This window comes from Acinetobacter sp. 2JN-4 (assembly GCF_003687745.1).
Taxonomy (GTDB): domain Bacteria; phylum Pseudomonadota; class Gammaproteobacteria; order Pseudomonadales; family Moraxellaceae; genus Acinetobacter; species Acinetobacter halotolerans.
Window position 1 is genome coordinate 433,934 of sequence record NZ_RDNY01000002.1, and the last position, 16,565, is coordinate 450,498.

Consider the following 16,565-nt stretch of genomic DNA (forward strand, 5'->3'; position numbering starts at 1 on the left):
AGAATCATAGCATAACCCATGAATCTATTTGCCTTGGAAATTTAACTTGAATGCGCCTCGCCAAGGGCTATTTGCTAGCCTACTGATCGTAAGTTTTGCATTGCATACCTTTTTATTGGTGATTGCAACGACACATCAACTCAATGAAAATCGCGCCAGCCAAGGACAGCTGATGACCAGTCAGCTGGTGGCAGATAGTCTTGCAGAACTGGAACCCGCCAATACCGTTTCGTTGGCATTGGTTGCCAATCGCTATGCCACCAATCCAAGCGTTGCATCGATTCGTATTTTAAATGCAAATCAGCAAGTGCTGGCGACCAGTGGTATGGCCAAAACACGTCAGGGCGAAGTATTCGTCCGCGATGCATTGCAAAATGAAAAGAAAGTCGGAACGGTTGAAATTACCTTAATTCAACCTAGCATTGGGGAGATCTTGCGTACCCAATGGTTGGCAATATTTGCATCCTTATTTATTCACTTCCTGATTTGGTTGGCTTATCGTGTGATTGCTCGCCCAACACGCAGTGAATACTTGGCGCGTATCAATCAAGAAAACCATCTTAAACATGAAATTCAGCGTTTAACCCAAGCTCTCGCGCTTGAAAAGCAAAATACCATCACCTTAGTGGCTCAAGCGCAACAACAAACCAAAGCACAAGCCAAACCGCGTGTTGAAAAAACGCCAATAGATCCATCTCAAATGAATCATCAAGCTTTGGCACTCAATATTCAGTTTTATGACCCAAAACAGCTTTTAAATAGTGTCAACCAGTCTGTTTCGGTGCCTTATTTCAAATTGTGCCAATTGTTCTTAGATAAAAGCATCGATCTCTGCGCTAAGCATTATCAAATCGATGCAGCTCAAATTTGCGTGGTACAAGAGTTCAATGCTGAAGGTGCAACCTTATCGACCACCTCGGAACAACCACATGCACTAGAATGTTTGATGATGGTTGGTGCGGTATTCCAGTTATTGGCCGAAGTGCTTTACAAGCGCTATCGTGAAGATAAACGCTTTGCGCTACAAACCCGTGGTGCTGTTGCTAGCGCTGTTGATGCAATGCAACTGGATGCCATCGAAGCCGCAAAACGTTTAACCCAACATTTACATGCCAAAGAAGCGGCCTTACACCTCAACCACGATCAGCTCAAAACCATTCAACATCGCTATGAATTGGTTGCGATGCCGAATCCAAGCAATATCATGACACGTCATGCTTTTATGATTAATGGTATGAATGAAGAATGTGCGACCTTGGCACAAACGATACGTACTGAAATCCTGATGGGGAAAAAAGCCAAAGCTGCGACAGAATCTTAATACGCATACTTCATATAAAGAACGGTCATCTCGTTTTATCCACCATCATTCAAGACTTTGCGCCTCCCCTGACGCAAAGTCTTGTTCGTTTTACAATACCTGAGCAAGAGCAAAGCACTGCTTTGATCGCAGCGCAAGGCGAAGCTCGATGACAGAAATATTTTTTTGCCGCAATGAACGCTATAGCTCCTAAGGTGAAATATCAACAGCCGCTAAGAAGCACAGGCGAAATTTTTTAAAATGCGTTAAACTATGTCAGATTTATCGAATACTAGTGCCTTAAAGGGCAGCAAAAAGGTGAAAACGAATGCCGCTAAGTTGTGTTGAAGAGCTTGTCGCAGATATTCGTGCAGGCAAAATGGTCATCCTTATGGATGACGAAGATCGTGAAAATGAAGGTGATTTAGTCATCGCTGCGACGCATGTGCGTCCTGAAGATATTAACTTCATGATCACCCATGCACGTGGTTTGGTCTGCCTGACCCTGAGTCGCGAACGCTGTAAACAACTCAACCTCCCACTGATGGTTGACCAAAACGGCGCACAGCATGCAACCAACTTTACGCTTTCAATTGAAGCGGCAGAAGGCATTAGCACAGGTATTTCTGCGGCTGAACGTGCCCATACCATTCACGCTGCAGTTGCTGCACATGCCAAACCAAGTGATATTGTACAACCAGGTCATATTTTCCCATTAATGGCTCAACCAGGTGGTGTACTTCATCGTGCTGGACATACCGAAGCAGGTTGTGATCTGGCTCGACTTGCAGGTTTAGAACCTGCATCTGTCATTTGTGAAATTATCAATGATGATGGCACCATGGCACGTCGTGCGGATTTGGAAATATTTGCTGAAAAACATGGTTTAAAAATTGGAACCATTGCAGATCTGATTCACTACCGTATGACCAATGAACAAACCGTAGAACGTTTGTCACAAGAAAGTATACAAACTGAATATGGTACATTTGAACTGTATAAATACCGTGAACTTGGTAATCCAGATATTCATTTAGCTTTAGTCAAAGGCGAACCAAAGCAAGGTGTAACCACTGTCCGTGTACATGGTTTCAGCCCAATTCGTGACTTATTAAAGCTAAATAAAGCAGATGGTTCTTCTGCTTGGAATTTAGATCTTGCCCTCAAAACCATTGCAGCAAGCGAACGTGGCGTTTTAGTTTGGATCGGTCAGGACCATTTACAAGATTTAGGTCATGCTTTCGATCAGTTAAATCAACCAAAACCGCTCAAATCAAATGCTGCACTTTCACATCAATATCAAACCATTGGTGTAGGCGCACAGATTTTACGTGATCTAGGCGTTGAAAAAATGAAGTTGTTGAGTTCTCCACTTCGTTTCAATGCCCTATCAGGATTTAATTTAGAGGTCGTGGAATACATCACTGCCGATCAAATCACAGCAAAATAATCGAGGTTGCTATGGCAATTCGCCGAATTGAAGGTTTATTACATCTCGCAAGCGAAGGTCGCTATGCGATCTTAGTGGGTCGTTTCAACAGCTTTGTGGTTGAACATTTACTTGAAGGTGCTATCGACACTTTAAAACGCCATGGCGTTTCAGAAGAAGCCATCACCGTGATCCATGCACCAGGTGCGTGGGAACTGCCTATTGTTGCGAAAAAACTCGCTGCATCAAAAAACTTTGATGCCATTATTGCATTAGGCGCGGTGATCCGTGGTAGCACACCACACTTTGACTTCGTTGCAGGTGAGTGTGCCAAAGGCTTAGGTGTTGTGGCACTTGAAAGCACAATGCCTGTCATCAATGGTGTCTTGACAACAGACAGCATTGAACAAGCAATTGAACGTTCTGGTACGAAAGCAGGTAATAAAGGTAGCGAAGCTGCACTTACTGCAATCGAAATGGTTAACTTATTAAAGGCAATTTAAAGCATGTCGCAAACACTTCAGGCCGCTTATGCAGCGAAACGCAAAGCACGTCGTTTTGCTGTACAAGGAATTTATGAATGGCAAATGAGTCATAATCCTGTCCATGAAATTGAAGCACGTACCCGTGTCGAAAATGCCATGCATAAAGTTGACCTTAACTATTACCATGAATTGCTCACGCAAGTGGTTGCTCAACATGACGCTTTAGATGAGTTACTTATTCCAGTCCTTGACCGTGAGTTGAACGCACTGGATGGTGTTGAACTTGCAACTTTACGACTCGGTGCTTACGAACTTCGAGATCACCTCGAAGTTCCGTATCGTGTGGTGCTGGATGAAGCAATTGAATTAGCAAAACACTTTGGTGGTGCTGATAGTCATAAATACATCAATGGTGTATTAGACCGTTTATCATCAAAATTACGTGAAGCTGAAAAACAGCAAGCAAAATAAAGGCTTGATGTTCTATGGCTGAGTTCTCGATCATTGATCAATATTTTAAACGCACATCAAAGCTTGATGTTAGTTTAGGCATCGGTGATGACTCAGCCATTGTCACCCCACCTCCCTCACAACAGTTGGTGATCTGTGCAGATACGCTTGTTGCGGGTCGGCATTTCCCCTTAGACACCTCAGCCCACGCCATTGGCTGGAAAAGTGTAGCGGTCAACTTATCTGACTTGGCTGCAATGGGTGCAAAACCACATAGTATTTTACTTGCTTTAAGCCTTCCGACGATCGACCACGATTGGTTAGCCGAATTTAGCCGCGGGCTATTTGACTGTTGTGACCAATTTGGGGTTGCATTGATTGGTGGTGATACTACTCAGAGTACGCAACTGACGATCAGTGTGACTGCACTCGGCTGGATTGAACACGGTCAAGCGATTACTCGATCAGGCGCTCAAGTCGGCGATTATATTTGTGTCAGTGGTCAAATCGGTGATGCTGCATACGGATTACAACATTTAGGTCATCCTCTACAGCAACGCCTCGACTATCCAACGCCACGTTGTCATTTAGGACAACAGCTCAAAGGCTTGGCATCCAGCATGATTGATATTTCAGATGGGCTTGCGCAAGACCTTGGTCATATTCTTAAAGCATCCAAGCGCGGTGCCAAATTATTGCTCGATCAGCTACCGATAGATAAATCACTGAAAGCACAAGATATGCGGCAAGCTTGGCATTATGCGCTGGCTGGTGGCGATGATTACGAACTATGCTTTACAATATCACCGCAAAATTATGAGAAACTGTTGCGACAACACTTAGATGTTCCGCTTACAATAATCGGCGAAATTGCCCAGCAAACTGGATTGCTATTTGAGTATATGGGCGAGATTTACCCATTGGATGTTCATGGATACCAACACTTTGCATAAACCACCCATTCGCTTCAATCAAATGACTTGGTATAACCGCTGCATCGTTTTCTGTGGTGTTGGCTTTGGTTCCGGTCTCAGTCCTAAAGCACCGGGTACTTTTGGTTCTGCTTTCGCCTTGCTGTTTGTCCCACTTTGGCTATATCTTGGATTATCGGCAAGTATTGTGGTGGTTTTATTGATGTCGCTGATCGGCATTTATATCTGTGGACATACCGCCAAAGTCCTCAATGTACATGATGATGGCCGTATTGTATGGGATGAATTTGCTGGACAATCCATCACCTTACTTCCTTTACTGTATTTACAACAACTAAATTGGCTCTGGGTTCTGGTCGGATTCATCTTGTTCCGCATCTTTGACATTTGGAAACCATTCCCAATCAATTGGGTGGACCAAAAAGTGTCTGGTGGTCTAGGCATCATGCTAGATGACATCATTGCTGGAATTTGGGCAGCGCTTTGTATTTTTATTATTCACTTTTATTTTCTAACTTAAGCTATTGATATTAGAGTTAATCATGTCAACAACAGTTATTATTCTTGCAGCAGGGAAAGGAACGCGCATGCGTTCACAACGACCAAAAGTATTACAACCACTCGCGGGTCGTCCACTGCTCGGTCATGTAATTCAAACAGCAAAAAAGCTGCAGGCTCAAAATATTATTACCATTTATGGGCATGGTGGAGAACTGGTCAAACAAAGCTTTGCTGAAGAACAAATTGAATGGGTTGAACAAGCCGAACAACTTGGAACAGGCCATGCCGTTCAAGTGACTTTGCCCGTTTTACCTCAAGATGGCGTTTCTTTGATTCTCTACGGTGATGTGCCTTTAGTTCGCCAAAGCACGCTTGAACAACTGCTTGATGCCTCTAGCCAATCAGGTATTGGTATGATCACGCTCAATGTTGAAAATCCAACGGGCTATGGCCGTATCGTTCGTGAAGCAGGAAAAATTCAAGCGATTGTTGAACATAAAGACGCGAATGAAGAACAGCGTCAAATTCAAGAAATTAACACGGGCATTTACTGTGTCAGTAATGCCAAATTGCATCAATGGTTACCAAAACTATCCAACAACAATTCACAAGGTGAATATTACCTGACCGATATTGTGGCGATGGCGGTTGCGGATGGTTTAGAAATTGCATCGATTCAACCTGAATTGGCATTTGAAGTTGAGGGTGTCAATGATCGTTTACAGCTTGCAACCCTAGAGCGCCAATTTCAGCAACAACAAGCCAAAGAGCTGATGCAACAAGGTGTGCATTTGATTGATCCAAGTCGTTTTGATCTTCGTGGCCGCTTAATATGCGGTCAAGATGTACTGATTGATGTCAATGTCATCATTGAGGGTGATTGTGAACTTGGCGATAACGTCCAGCTCGGTGCAGGATGTATTTTAAAAAATACACGTATTGCTGCGGGTACCCAAGTTCAAGCTTATAGTGTGTTTGAAAATGCGGTTGTTGGTGAAAATGCGCAGATCGGGCCTTTTGCTCGTCTACGCCCCGGTGCAAAATTAGCCAATGAGGTGCATATTGGTAACTTTGTTGAGGTTAAAAACTCGAATATCGGTCAGGGTTCTAAAGCCAATCACTTTACCTATTTAGGTGATGCCGATATCGGTGCGGATTGTAATATCGGCGCTGGCACCATTACCTGTAATTATGATGGTGCAAATAAACATCGAACCATTATTGAAGATCAGGTCTTTATTGGCACCAATAACTCGCTGGTTGCACCGATCAAAATTGGTCAAGGTGCTACCACTGGCGCTGGTTCAACCCTAACCCGAGATGTAACTGGGCATAGTTTAGCGGTCGAACGATCTAAGCAGTTTGAAAAAGCGAATTATCAACGTCCCCAGAAGTTGAAAAAATAAGAGGATAAAATTATGTGTGGTATTGTTGGTGGCGTTGCTGAACGTTGTGTAACCGATATTCTCATTGAAGGTCTTAAACGTCTCGAATATCGTGGTTACGATTCGGCAGGTTTAGCATTATTAAATAATCAAAAAATCTTACGTGAACGCCGCGTAGGAAAAGTCGCCAATTTAGATGAAGCGGTATCTGAACAAAAATTAACCGGAAATATCGGGATTGCACACACGCGTTGGGCGACTCACGGCAAACCGACTGAGAACAACGCTCACCCACATGTATCAGGTAATGTTGCAGTGGTTCACAACGGTATTATTGAAAACTACCAAGAACTCAAGGATGCATTACAAGCACAAGGCTATGTGTTTAGCTCTCAGACCGATACTGAAGTGGTTGCGCATCTGGTCAATGATGCACTAAAACAAACGGATAGCCTATTAGAAGCGGTACAAAAGGTTACACCTCAGCTTAAAGGCGCGTATGCGTTGGGTATTATCCACACTGCACATCCAGATGAACTCATCACCGTACGTGAAGGTTCACCGCTTGTCATCGGTGTGGGAATTGGTGAGAATTTTATTAGCTCAGACCAATTGGCATTATTACCTGTCACCAATCGCTTTGTTTATTTAGAGGAAGGTGATATTGCACGTTTAACACGCAGCAGTATTGAGGTTTTTGTTAATGGTGAGGCTGTTGAACGTCCTGTAAAAGAATTGGACGCAACCGTAAGCAATGTATCCAAAGGCGCATATAAACACTTCATGCTGAAAGAGATTTATGAGCAGCCTGAAGCGATGCAGCAGACTATTGCTCAAGCACTGAATGGCAATACCCTACGTGAAGATTTCCTCAGCTACGCCAATGCGGATTTTAGTAAAATTCAACAAGTACAAATCATTGCCTGTGGTACCAGCTACCATGCGGGGATGATCGCAAAATACTGGTTTGAGCAGTTGATTGGGGTATCTTGTCAAATTGAGATTGCTAGCGAATTCCGCTATCGCAATCCTGTCATTGTCGCAAATACCTTATATCTCTGTATCTCTCAATCAGGTGAAACAGCGGATACTTTAGCGGCATTACGTGAAATACAAAAACGTGCGAAAGCGCAAAATATCGACATTAGTACCATGACGATTTGTAACGTTGCGACCTCATCAATGGTTCGTGAGACAGATCATCATTTATTGACGTTGGCAGGCCCTGAAATTGGGGTTGCATCAACCAAAGCCTTCACTACACAGCTTGCGGCATTGATGTTACTGATCCTCAAAGTAGGACAAGTCAAGCAACAGCTTTCTGCGGCACAACTCACTGAAATCATAGAGGCATTGTGGCACTGTCCGAAAGTCATTTTAGACACATTACAGTGTGATACCGACATCTTACGTTTATCCACACTGTTTGTTGAGAAAAACCACTGCTTATTCTTAGGCCGTGGTACCCATTTCCCAATCGCGCTTGAAGGTGCGTTGAAACTGAAAGAAATTTCATATATCCATGCCGAAGGTTATGCTGCGGGTGAGCTAAAGCATGGACCACTGGCTTTAGTGGACAATGAAATGCCAATCGTGATTTTAGCGCCAAAGGATGAAATGCTCGATAAATTAAAATCGAACATGGAAGAAGTACAAGCGCGTGGTGGCGAATTGTTTGTGTTTGCGGATGAAAATAGCGGCATTCAAGGCAAAGATCGTCAACATGTCGTGCATATTCCAACGATCAATGAATGGTTAGCACCAATTGTTTACAGTATTCCTGTGCAATTACTGTCTTACCATGTTGCGGTATTACGTGGGACCGATGTCGATCAACCTCGTAATCTCGCCAAGAGCGTTACTGTAGAATAATCAAATAGATAGAAGGAGGCTTTAAGCCTCCTTCTATTTTTATCAAGCTGAAAAAAAATCTAAAAAAATATGCTAAGCCACATAACGGCTGGTTTTATGATTCAGTAAAATAATCGAATTTAGAATCACCGCACCAAAAATTGAAATCAGAATTAATGTCCAATCCACAAAAAATAACGACACCAGCAAGATCGCCACATCGATTCCCATCTGCGCCTTTCCTGCTGGAATCTTAAAACGTTCTTGTAAATAAAGCACCAGTAGATTGATTCCACCCAAGCTTGAGCGATGACGAAACAAAATCAAAAAACTCACGCCCATCAGTACATTGGCAAAAACGGTCGCATAAATCGGGTGCACAGTGGCAAGCTGAACAAAATGAGGAATGGTTTCAGTAAAACCTGTCAATAACGCCACGGCAATAAAGGTCTTGGCCACCAAGGCAAGCCCCATTTTCTTATAAGCAAAATAATAAAATGGAATATTGATCAGAAAGAATAAAATACCAAACTGAATGTCGGTAATGTAATGAATCAACAAAGATAAGCCCGCAGTTCCACCCGTCATAATCCCAGCTTGTTTCAATAGCACCATGGCAAAAGATAAGATAAATGTTCCAATCAACATCGCCAATGCATCTTCAATCTTTGAGTGTTGTTCGATCACAGGCGTGACAGGACTTACCAAAGATACATTTTGATCGGTATTCATAACGGTACAACTCAACAGGAGAACAACAAAGGGAGAGAGATCTTTCAAGGAAAGACATGGCATATTTGATCATTTTTATTGTTTTTCCGCAATTTATTCTTATATTTTTGTCATAAATGCAATTTATATTCAGAATAATGATTTTAGCATGTACTGCCCCATCTTAATGCAAAAGACTATTTTGTACTGATTTCATTTCATTGCCTGCTCTTTTTATTTCATTGCAATCCCATTCTCTTTAAGTTTCTCCAAGACAATTGACGTATTTAAGTTACTGACACCAAAATCACTCGACGATAAAACCCCAATCAGCTTGACCATTTCATCTAAGTTTTTAACCGCAACCTTGAGTGCAAAATCATAACTCCCCGTCAACTTATGAATATCTTTGACTGCGGGCTCATGCAAAAGAAAGTCAACAAAGCGATCATGTGTTGCATCATTATAATTCTGCAACTTTACTTCAATAATACCCATGATCGGGGTTGGATCAGCGCATAAAGCAACCTGAGCATAATAGCCTGTGATTATTTTTTGCTGCTCAAGATAAATTCGACGGCGTGAACATTGCGAAGTCGACAACCCAACTAATTCAGCTAATTCTTGATTGGCCAAACGACCATTTAATTGTAAATGATGAATAATCTTTTGGTCAAAATCATCAAGTTCTTCGATCATGAAACTCTCAGTTATGGGGTGGCATTGCTAAATAAACAATGAAAATACATGGTGATGAGCAGTTTAACGTTTTTAGCGCGAACCTCACAAGTTCATGGAAAAATCGCGGAGGATTGAATCCGTTGAATGCCTTGCGCCAACATCGCTTGCCAAGCCTGTTGCAATGAACCATTTAAGTCTATTGCTTTACATGCATCTTCAACCACATAGGTTTTAAAACCAAAATCTACCGCATCCAAAGCCGTCCACGCCACACAAAAATCCGTAGCAATCCCCACAATATAAACGGTGTCAATTTGATGCTCTTTTAAGTAGCCATTTAATCCTGTCGGTGTCTTACGATCGGCTTCCATAAAGGCTGAATAACTATCAATGTCCTGATGACATCCTTTACGAATAATAAGCTGAGCCGTTGGTATATTTAGCTCAGGATGGAATGCCGCATCATGCGAACCTTGTACACAATGTTTAGGCCACAACACTTGCGTTCCATAAGCCAACTCAATGGTTTCAAATGGCATTCTATTAGAGTGATTTTCTGCAAACGAAATATGCTGCTCAGGATGCCAGTCTTGAGTCAGCACCACATGTTCAAAGCTTGGCGCGAGTTGATTAATCAGTGGAATAATTTGATCTGCATTGGCAACTGCTAAGTTTCCACCAGGCGTAAATCCATTTTGTACATCCACCACGATAAGTGCAGTATGTTTCAATTGTACTTGCATTTGATCATCCTACATTCCAACTAAAGCTTCCTTTTGTACCATACGCTGCTCTCAAGCATCTGACTACAACTCTGATTATTTTATAAGATGAAAATCATTCAAGCCAAAGATGAATTAAAGTTTCTTACAGTTTAACGAAAGCGTATTGTTCTTATGTCTCCGATCAGTCATAATTTGCATAATTGTCATTCAACGTGGCTTAATTGTTGAACGACCAATCAAAATACTGCATCCATCCAATATTTCGTTTTAATTACTTCAATCTCGGATGGGAAAATAGGATATTTTTTTAAAATGACTCAGCTAGCACAAAATATACAAGGCTCAATTGTCGCAATCGTTACCCCAATGTTTGAACATGGTGGTGTAGATTGGAAGAGCCTTGAGAAGCTTGTTGAGTGGCATATCCAACAAGGCACACATAGTATTGTTGCTGTTGGAACAACAGGCGAAGCGTCTACATTAAGCATGGAAGAACACACGCAAGTCATCAAAGAAGTGGTTCGTGTTGCCAATAAACGTATTCCAATTATCGCAGGCACAGGTGCAAATTCGACTCGTGAAGCGATTGAACTCACCAAAGCTGCAAAAGAACTCGGTGCAGATGCCGCACTGTTGGTGACGCCATATTATAATAAACCGACCCAAGAAGGCTTATATCAACACTATAAAGCAATTGCTGAAGCTGCTGATATTCCACAAATTCTTTATAATGTTCCAGGCCGTACTGGGGTAGATTTGCAAAATGAGACCGTGATTCGTCTTGCAGATGTTCCAAACATTGTCGGAATCAAAGATGCCACAGGCGACCTCCCACGTGGACAAGCGCTGATTGAAGGTTTAAATGGTAAAATGGCCGTCTATTCAGGTGATGATGAAACTGCTTGGGAACTGATTTTACTCGGTGCGAAAGGCAATATTTCTGTTACTGCGAATGTGGCACCTAAACAAATGAGCGATGTTTGTGAAGCGGCATTGGCTGGCGATAAAGCAAAAGCACAAAGTTTGAATCAACAAATTGCAAATCTACACAATATTTTGTTTTGCGAATCAAACCCAATTCCTGTGAAATGGGCTTTGCATGAGATGGGATATATGAGCACAGGTATTCGCCTACCATTGACCCCGCTTGCAGAACAATATCGTGAACCTCTCCGCACAGATTTAAAAGCTGCGGGAATTATTTAATACGAGCAATTTATGATGCAATTACGTGTTGGTGTTGTCCTAGTCATTTCAGCGTTAAGTTTAGCTGGTTGTGGCCGTTTCGCCCTCAATAATCATTCTTTGGATTATAAGAAGGCAGAAGCACTTGAACCACTTAAATTCCCTGAGGGCGCAACGGTTAGACCATTTACACCTTTGTATCCTGCTCCAACAGTTGATCCATTGGCGATCGAACATGCACCAACGTTTGAAAACAAAACTGGCAACCGTTATGCACTTCCTCGTCCAGATGGTATCCAAATACAAACGAGTAATATCGAAGAGAGTATGACCGCGCTTGGTCGTCCTCAGTTAGTGATGGATGGAAATAGAAACCCATTACTGAAAGTGGAAGGCCCAACCGCTGCAGCGTGGCAATATACCTTTGCAACGTTAAATAGCTTGAACTACAAAGTGATTTCACAATCAAACAATGGTTATGAAGCCACGATTCAAGTCAATGAACAAAGCTATTTATTGAAGCTTTCTGCAGTAGGCTCAAACAATACCGTTGCCCTCTTCAAACTTGACACAACCTTTGCAGAGCAAGCCATTGCAACAGAAGTGTTAACCCAGATTTACCAAAATTGGCCAGCCTAGTCGTTTATTAGGCATATTTTTTCAAAAAGGTTCCCCCATGTTAAAACAAACCTTGCTCTATACTGGTAAAGCAAAATCTGTATATGAAACAGACAATGCCGACCACCTGATTTTAGTCTTTCGCGATGATGCTTCTGCGTTCAATGGCGAAAAAATCGAGCAATTAGATCGTAAAGGCAAGGTCAACAACCGTTTTAACGCCTTCATCATGGAAAAATTGGCTGAAGCAGGTATCGAAACACATTTTGAGAAGTTACTTTCCCCAACAGAAGTACTGGTGAAAAAACTTGAGATGATCCCTGTTGAGTGCGTGATTCGTAACTATGCTGCTGGTTCATTGTGCCGTCGTTTAGGCGTTGAAGAAGGCAAAGTGTTAACACCACCGACTTTTGAATTGTTCTTTAAAGATGATGCGCTTGGCGATCCAATGGTCAACGAATCTCAAGCGATTGCTTTAGGTTGGGCGACTGCTGACCAACTTGAAAAAATGAAAGAACTCACTTACCAAGTCAATGATGTGCTTAAAGCATTATTTGATGCGGGTAATATGATTCTGGTTGATTTCAAACTTGAGTTTGGTGTATTCCATGACCGTATCGTACTTGGCGATGAATTCTCTCCAGATGGTTGCCGTTTGTGGGATAAAGATACCAAGAAAAAATTAGATAAAGACCGTTTCCGCCAAGGTTTAGGTGGTGTGGTTGAAGCATATGAAGAAGTGGCGACGCGTTTAGGCATTAATTTAGATGATCTTTAAGCCACTCTGAAATGTCAAAAAAACCAGCTTCGGCTGGTTTTTTTATGGTTATGAGAACATATCAGGATTAGGTTTTATTTATACATCTTCAGCATGCGAATGTTGTGCCCTTGTCGACATCCAACATAAGATCGAACCCAAACACACCATAAATGCCCCATACCAAAAAGATAAGCCCAATGGGGTATTTAATAAAATAGCAGCAAAAAATGCAGAAAATACTGGAATAAAATAAGAAGCCCCAGCCAACAACGTGACATTGCCATGCAAAATGCCAATATTCCATGCCGCATAACCAAAGCCCATAGCTGCGGCTGCAATCAGCAAAATAATTGAAGCTTGCCATTCAAACTGGAATGCACCTCCCCCCATGAGTAGATATTTAATCCAGAGCACAATCGCAACCAGAATAAAAAATAGGGTGATGCCATTACTGCCATTGGCAATTCTTGCAGTCAGCGTGCAATAGGCTGCCCACAAAAGCGTTCCAATAAATGCTAACCCATAACTAAGTGGATTGTTTTGAATGTTCTGCCACATGCCAATTAAATCAAAGCCTTGCTCACCGCCTAAAACCCAACAAATCCCCAATAATGAGATGATAAAGCCAGGAATGATCAAAAAATTGGCTTTTTGTTGATTAAACAAAATGGCGGCCACCATAGTAAACGTAGGCCATAGATAATTTACCATTCCAACTTCAATCGCTTCTCGATTATTGTTGCTATAACCAATCGAAAGCGATAGGCAAATTTCGTAGGCCACAAATAAAACACTACCCCAAATTAAATATGTTCTAGGGAATGTTCTGAGGCTGCTCCAACCAACCGAGAAAAATAGAAAGATTGAAGCGAGCGTATAGATCAGTGCCGCACCACCCACTGCGCCAAAATGACTACTAACATCCTTGATCAAAGCAACGATCAAGCTCCATAAGAAGATCGCGAGCAATCCAATGAGTGTGGCTTTTTTGGGGTTCATTACTGTTGCTGCTGTTCTTGCTGCCAACGACGTTGTTGTAAACGTTCGGCCTCAACCTCACGTTTATTTCGCGCTGATTCATACAACTTTGTACCTTTCAACTCTGGCGGTAAGTATTCCTGCAACACAAAATGTTCTGGGAAGTCATGCGGATAATGATAATCCACACCATAACCCTGTTGTTTCATCAACTTGGTTGGTGCATTACGCAAATGTAATGGTACTGGTAGATTTGCAGTCTTTTCAGCCAGCTCTAAAGCACGATTAATCGCTAAATAGGTGCTATTACTTTTCGGGCTGGTGGCTAAATAAACGGCAGTCTGTCCTAAAATAATACGCGCCTCAGGCATGCCCACTGCTTGTACTGAACGGAAGCATTCACCTGCCAGTAATAATGCATTCGGGTTGGAGTTACCAATATCTTCTGAAGCCGCAATCAACATACGACGCGCGATAAAAACAGGATCTTCGCCGCCTTTGAGCATGCGTGCCATCCAATACAATGTTGCATCTGGATCACTGCCGCGAATAGACTTAATAAATGCCGAAACCACATCATAATGCTGCTCACCCGATTTGTCATAACGCGCAATATTTTGCTGCGCTACTTTAATCACAATGGCGTCAGTGACGATATTTTCGATATCAGCCTCAAATGTGCTGGCAATTAAATCAATCAGATTCAATGCCTTACGAGCATCTCCTGCAGCAAATTGAGTCAGCGCATCGTATTCTTCAATTTGAATAAAACGTTCTTTTAAAAATTGATCGCTTTGAATGGCTTTGTTCAGCAGTGTTTGAATCGCATCCGCATCCAGACTATTGAGGGTATAGACCTGACAGCGTGATAAAAGTGCACTGTTGACCTCAAAAGAGGGGTTTTCAGTGGTTGCACCAATTAAGGTAATCTTGCCTTTCTCAACAGCATTGAGTAAGGCATCTTGTTGCGATTTATTGAAACGATGAATCTCATCAATAAAGACCACAGGTGTCAAGTTGAGTAGATCACCACTTTCCGCAATCACTTCACGTAGCTCTTTCACGCCTGTATTGAGCGCAGATAAGCTGATAAAAGGACGATCTACCGCTTGCGCCAATAATAATGCGATCGTGGTTTTCCCCACGCCGGGTGGCCCCCAGAAGATAATCGAAGGTAGATGCCCCTGATCAATCATTTGACGTAACGGTGCATTTTCACCGAGCAAATGATCTTGTCCAATAATTTCGGACAAGTCACGAGGACGTAAACGTTCAGGTAGAGGAATATGCGTATCGGACATTATCAATGGCTTTATGGTCTTTTACAGTAGTCTATTGTGTCTGACTCAAATCTACAATTTGAATCTGCAACCAACTGATCATTCTATCGAGCTTGTTGCAGTTGAATGAGCTGTTCGATGCTTCGATAGCTCGCTTTAATGCGTTCATCATTTGGAAAATTGGTATTGGCGAGCATCACAATCCCAATTTTTTGTTGCGGAATAAACGCAGCGTATGCACCAAAACCATTGGTCGCACCTGTTTTATTAAAGAACGTTGCCTGTGAAGCAATCTTCGGCTGTTTGATCGGCGTGGCAGGATGGCTTTCCAATGCCATTTTGCTGGAATTCCCGTCCAATAAAGTCTCTAATTTGACAGGATAAGCATACTGTTCCCAACCTAAACCTTGAGTCATAGCACCGACTTTAAAATAACCAACATGGGTATTTTCAATCGCTTTACGTAGTGGCTGTTTCAGCTGTTGAACATTGATCTGTGCATCCAAAAATTTCAACATGTCAGCACTACTACTTTTCACGCCATAGGCTTCAGCATCCAGCATGCCCGCAGACACACGTATAGCCTTATAGGCCTTATATCCCCATGCATACTGCGGCATGTGTTGTTCTGGCACATTGATAAAACTTTGTGTCATTCCCAATTGAGGAAAAAGCGTTTTCTCAACCAATTCTGCATACGGTTTTTTCATCGCTAAAGCCGTAACATAGCCCATCAAACCAATACTCGGATTGGAATATTGTCGTGTCGTCCCTACTTGGCTTTTCAGCTGCCATGTTTGGTAATACTTCAACATATCCTGCTGTTTCACGACCGAATCTGGAAACTGGAGTGGGAAGTCACCAGCACTGTAAGTGCCAAGGTTGAGGATGGTGGCGCGGTTGACAGCGGTATTTTTTAATTCAGGAAAATACTTAGCAGGATGATCAGAGAAAGATAATCGCCCTTGTGCCTGTGCATAACCCGCTAAGGTTGCATTAAAGGTTTTACTGACGGAACCCAATTCAAATAAAGTATCGTTGCTAACAGCTTGTTTACTTTGCTTTGAAGCCAGACCATAGTTGATGAAATAATGTTGACCGCCCAAGGTTACTGCAACGGCCATACCCGGAATTTTATATTGTTCCAACAGCGGTTTAAATTGCTGATCCACAATTTCCCTAACCTGTTGCTCACTCAACTGTTGCGCCCAAAGAGGTAAACTGCATGATAAGAGTCCTGTGAGTACAAGAACTTTTTTTGCAGATAGAGAGCAAGGTTTTGACTTTAACATTG

17 protein-coding genes are annotated in these 16,565 nt (G+C 42.3%); 11 read left to right on the top strand and 6 right to left on the bottom strand.

Features of this window, described 5'->3' with window-relative positions; all coding sequences use genetic code 11:
- Positions 1–28 precede the first annotated feature (28 nt).
- From EAH57_RS04960 to glmS, 8 genes are all read left to right on the top strand, one after another.
- Positions 29–1,321: a hypothetical protein gene (locus EAH57_RS04960; protein WP_171407375.1), complete on the top strand. Its 1,293-nt coding sequence runs from the start codon at positions 29–31 to the stop codon at positions 1,319–1,321.
- Between the two features lie 307 nt (positions 1,322–1,628).
- On the top strand, positions 1,629–2,750 hold the full coding sequence (gene ribBA, locus EAH57_RS04965; protein WP_004673570.1) for a bifunctional 3,4-dihydroxy-2-butanone-4-phosphate synthase/GTP cyclohydrolase II: 1,122 nt from the start codon (positions 1,629–1,631) through the stop codon (positions 2,748–2,750).
- Between the two features lie 11 nt (positions 2,751–2,761).
- Positions 2,762–3,232 carry a 6,7-dimethyl-8-ribityllumazine synthase gene (ribE, locus tag EAH57_RS04970; protein WP_004673571.1) on the top strand — a complete coding sequence of 157 codons (471 nt, stop codon included), beginning with the start codon at positions 2,762–2,764 and terminating at the stop codon, positions 3,230–3,232.
- 3 nt (positions 3,233–3,235) lie between these two features.
- A complete protein-coding gene (gene nusB, locus EAH57_RS04975; protein ID WP_005194123.1) occupies positions 3,236–3,685 on the top strand; it encodes a transcription antitermination factor NusB in 450 nt (149 codons plus the stop codon).
- A gap of 14 nt (positions 3,686–3,699) precedes the next feature.
- Complete coding sequence (gene thiL, locus EAH57_RS04980) at positions 3,700–4,617, top strand: thiamine-phosphate kinase (RefSeq protein ID WP_121929084.1); 918 nt, start codon at positions 3,700–3,702, stop codon at positions 4,615–4,617.
- Positions 4,595–5,116, top strand: coding sequence for a phosphatidylglycerophosphatase A (locus tag EAH57_RS04985; protein WP_005194127.1), 522 nt, complete (start codon positions 4,595–4,597; stop codon positions 5,114–5,116). Before thiL ends, EAH57_RS04985 begins: the two co-directional genes overlap by 23 nt.
- Before the next feature lie 22 nt (positions 5,117–5,138).
- On the top strand, positions 5,139–6,503 hold the full coding sequence (gene glmU / locus EAH57_RS04990; protein WP_121929085.1) for a bifunctional UDP-N-acetylglucosamine diphosphorylase/glucosamine-1-phosphate N-acetyltransferase GlmU: 1,365 nt from the start codon (positions 5,139–5,141) through the stop codon (positions 6,501–6,503).
- Between the two features lie 12 nt (positions 6,504–6,515).
- Entirely contained in the window at positions 6,516–8,354 is a 1,839-nt protein-coding gene (glmS, locus tag EAH57_RS04995; RefSeq protein ID WP_121929086.1) for a glutamine--fructose-6-phosphate transaminase (isomerizing), read from the top strand.
- A gap of 72 nt (positions 8,355–8,426) precedes the next feature.
- On the opposite strand, the gene EAH57_RS05000 is transcribed toward glmS, so the two are convergent.
- From EAH57_RS05000 to pncA, 3 genes are all read right to left on the bottom strand, one after another.
- On the bottom strand, positions 8,427–9,065 hold the full coding sequence (locus EAH57_RS05000; RefSeq protein ID WP_121929087.1) for a YitT family protein: 639 nt from the start codon (positions 9,063–9,065) through the stop codon (positions 8,427–8,429).
- Between the two features lie 213 nt (positions 9,066–9,278).
- Positions 9,279–9,743, bottom strand: coding sequence for an Lrp/AsnC family transcriptional regulator (locus EAH57_RS05005; protein WP_121929088.1), 465 nt, complete (start codon positions 9,741–9,743; stop codon positions 9,279–9,281).
- Positions 9,744–9,835: 92 nt separating this feature from the next.
- A complete protein-coding gene (pncA, locus tag EAH57_RS05010) occupies positions 9,836–10,468 on the bottom strand; it encodes a bifunctional nicotinamidase/pyrazinamidase (protein ID WP_121929089.1) in 633 nt (210 codons plus the stop codon).
- A 294-nt stretch (positions 10,469–10,762) separates the two neighbouring features.
- Between pncA and dapA the strand changes: the two genes are divergently transcribed.
- The 3 genes from dapA to purC are packed head-to-tail and all read left to right on the top strand — an operon-like array spanning position 10,763 to position 13,031.
- Positions 10,763–11,656 carry a 4-hydroxy-tetrahydrodipicolinate synthase gene (gene dapA / locus EAH57_RS05015; RefSeq protein ID WP_005194138.1) on the top strand — a complete coding sequence of 298 codons (894 nt, stop codon included), beginning with the start codon at positions 10,763–10,765 and terminating at the stop codon, positions 11,654–11,656.
- A 15-nt stretch (positions 11,657–11,671) separates the two neighbouring features.
- Positions 11,672–12,274 carry a lipoprotein-34 precursor (NlpB) gene (locus EAH57_RS05020; protein WP_121929137.1) on the top strand — a complete coding sequence of 201 codons (603 nt, stop codon included), beginning with the start codon at positions 11,672–11,674 and terminating at the stop codon, positions 12,272–12,274.
- Between the two features lie 37 nt (positions 12,275–12,311).
- Entirely contained in the window at positions 12,312–13,031 is a 720-nt protein-coding gene (gene purC, locus EAH57_RS05025; protein WP_005194140.1) for a phosphoribosylaminoimidazolesuccinocarboxamide synthase, read from the top strand.
- Between the two features lie 78 nt (positions 13,032–13,109).
- Here purC and yddG read toward each other — a convergent pair whose 3' ends face one another.
- From yddG to ampC, 3 genes are all read right to left on the bottom strand, one after another.
- Positions 13,110–14,012: an aromatic amino acid DMT transporter YddG gene (yddG, locus tag EAH57_RS05030; protein ID WP_121929090.1), complete on the bottom strand. Its 903-nt coding sequence runs from the start codon at positions 14,010–14,012 to the stop codon at positions 13,110–13,112.
- The gene (locus EAH57_RS05035) at positions 14,012–15,292 is read right to left on the bottom strand and encodes a replication-associated recombination protein A (RefSeq protein ID WP_004673602.1); all 1,281 of its coding nucleotides are present in this window, start codon (positions 15,290–15,292) and stop codon (positions 14,012–14,014) included. The genes yddG and EAH57_RS05035 overlap by 1 nt, the downstream gene beginning before the upstream one ends.
- A gap of 83 nt (positions 15,293–15,375) precedes the next feature.
- Complete coding sequence (ampC, locus tag EAH57_RS05040; protein ID WP_121929091.1) at positions 15,376–16,563, bottom strand: class C beta-lactamase; 1,188 nt, start codon at positions 16,561–16,563, stop codon at positions 15,376–15,378.
- Positions 16,564–16,565 lie beyond the last annotated feature (2 nt).